We start from the raw sequence: 2,577 nt of genomic DNA, 5'->3' as shown, positions 1-2,577 counted from the left end.
ACCAGATCCAGCGCATCGTGATGGCCCGCAACCTGCCGTAGATCCGGATCCTTCGGAAGGCACGGTCCGCGCCCTCCCGCGCGGACACCCCCGGAGCCCCCGGCCGAGCACGACTCGACCGGGGGCTCCCGGCGTTGCGGCGGCCGGACCGGCCAGGGCGGACATCTCCTGGACGCCCCGCCCGCCGGTGGCATAGAAGTGATCGTCAACTTCCTTACTGGGAAGATGATTACGGGAGGAACATACTCATGGGCGACAAGTCGATCGATACCCCCGACGGCCGGGTCTGGCTGATCACGGGGGCCAACTCGGGCTTCGGCCTGGCCCTCGCCGAGGCCGCACTGGCCGCCGGCGACACCGTGGTGGCCGCCGTCCGGCGGCCCGAGACCCTGGCCGAGGCGGCCGGGGCGCACCCCGGTCGGCTGGTGCCCGTCCGGTTGGACGTCACCGACCACGACCGGATCGCCGCCGTGGTGGCGGAGACCGTGGAGCGCTACGGCCGGATCGACGTCCTGGTCAACAACGCCGGCCGGGGCCTGATCGGCGCCGTCGAGGAGTACACCGACCGCGAGCTGCGCGACCTCATGGACCTGCACTTCTTCGGCCCGGCCGCGCTCACCCGGGCCGTCCTGCCGCACATGCGGGAACGCGGTTCGGGCGCCGTCGTCCAGATGTCCAGCATGGGCGGCCGCTTCACCTTCCCGGGCGCCGGGGCCTACTCGGCGACCAAGTTCGCCCTGGAGGGCCTGTCCGAGGCGCTGGCCAAGGAGGTGGCGGGCTTCGGCATCAAGGTGCTGATCGTCGAGCCGGGCGCCTTCCGCACCTCCTTCGCCGAGCGGAGCGCGCTCGCCTTCACGACCGCGCTGCCCGTCTACGACGGGATCGTCGGGCCGGTCCGCGAGGGGCTCCCGGAGACCGCCGGCAAGCAGCTCGGCGACCCGGAGAAGGCGGCCGCCGCGATCCTGGCCGCCCTGGACGCCGAGCACACCCCGCTGCGCCTGCTGCTCGGCAATGACGCCGTCGACGCGGTGCTCGGCGCCCTGGAGGCGTCCGCCGAGGAGCTCCGGACCTGGGAGTCGGTGGGCCGCTCCACCGACTTCGACGCCTAGGGCGCGCATGTGGAGTTCCTCTAACTCCATGGTGTTCGAATCGGTTGACTGACACACCTGAATGCCCATCAGGGCCATGGCAGTGTGGCTGATGTGGCGAGAGCTCCCCGCACCCACCGGTGCGGGGAGTTGTGGCTACCCCACAGTCCCGCACTAGCCAGGGAGTTCCTTCGATGGGTACCGACAACCACGCGCCCCGAGCCTTCGCCCCCGAGTCGGTGCTGGTCACCGGCCTCGGGGCGACCACCCCGCTCGGCGGCGACGTCCCCTCGACCTGGGCGGCGATGCTGGCCGGTGACACCGGCATCCGGCCGATCGGGGCCGACTGGGCCGCCGGGCTCCCGGTCCGGATCGCCGGGCAGCTCGCGGTCGAGCCGGCCGAGGTCCTCGACCGGGTGCTGGCCCGCCGGCTCGACCGCTGCGAACAGGTCGCGCTGATTGCCGCCCGGGAGGCCTGGGCCGACGCCGGCCGTCCCGAGGTGGACGGCGAGCGGCTGGCCGTGGTGATCGGCACCGGCACCGGTGGCGCGCTCACCATGCTCGGCCAGGACGACGTCCTGGAGGCCTCCGGCGTCCGGAAGGTCTCCCCGCACACCGTGCCGATGCTGATGGCCAACGGTCCGGCGGCCTGGGTCTCGATCGAACTCGGCGCCCGGGCCGGCGCACACACCCCGGTGAGCGCCTGCGCGTCCGGGGCCGAGGCGATCGCCCTCGGCCTGGACCTCATCCGGCTCGGCCGGGCCGACGTGGTGGTGGCGGGCGGCGCCGAGGCGTGCGTCTGCCCGCTGACCCTGGCCGGCTTCGCCCAGGCCCGGGCCCACTCGCTGCGCAACGACGAACCCGGCCGGGCCTCCCGGCCGTTCGACGTCGACCGGGACGGTTTCGTGATCGGTGAGGGCGCGGCCGTCGTCGTGCTGGAGCGGGCCGGCTTCGCCGCCGCGCGCCGGGCCCGCGCCCACGCCGTGCTGGCCGGCGCGGCCGTCACCTCGGACGCCCACCACATCACCGCGGCCGCCTCCGAGGGGCAGGTCCGGGCGATCCGCCGGGCGGTGGCCGAGGCGGGGCTGTCGCCGCTGGACATCGGGCTCGTCCATGCCCACGCCACCTCCACCCAGCTGGGCGACCTGACCGAGGCGGAGTCGGTCACCGCAGCGATCGGCGCCCACCCGGTGGTGACCGCCACCAAGTCGATGACCGGCCACCTCTTCGGTGCGGCGGGCGCGCTGGGGGCGCTCGCCTCGGTCCTCGCGCTGCGCGACGGGGTCGTGCCGCCCACCCGCAACCTGGAGCGGCAGGACCCGGGGGTCGGGCTGGACGTGGTCGCGGGGGCCGCGCGCCGGGGGCCGGTCGGGGCGGTGCTCAGCAATGCCTTCGGCTTCGGCGGGCACAACGCTTCGCTGGTGTTCACGCCCGCGCCGTGAGGGGGCGCCCGGGGTAGGGCCCGGTGCGGGGGCGGCGGGGGCGGCGG

At 74.7% G+C, this 2,577-nt stretch carries 2 protein-coding genes; both read left to right on the top strand.

The annotated features are described in order from the left end of the window. Positions 1–248: 248 nt before the first annotated feature. Positions 249–1,109: an oxidoreductase gene (locus VR45_RS40950; RefSeq protein WP_045945062.1), complete on the top strand. Its 861-nt coding sequence runs from the start codon at positions 249–251 to the stop codon at positions 1,107–1,109. A gap of 173 nt (positions 1,110–1,282) precedes the next feature. Further along, positions 1,283–2,530, top strand: a complete 1,248-nt coding sequence (locus tag VR45_RS40945; RefSeq protein ID WP_045945061.1) for a beta-ketoacyl-[acyl-carrier-protein] synthase family protein — start codon at positions 1,283–1,285, stop codon at positions 2,528–2,530. Positions 2,531–2,577: the final 47 nt, after the last annotated feature.

It is taken from the genome of Streptomyces sp. NRRL S-495, assembly GCF_000966955.1.
Classification (GTDB): Bacteria; Actinomycetota; Actinomycetes; order Streptomycetales; family Streptomycetaceae; genus Kitasatospora; species Kitasatospora purpeofusca.
Note: the sequence above shows the minus strand (reverse complement) of the source record. Positions and strands in the feature narration are given on the sequence as shown.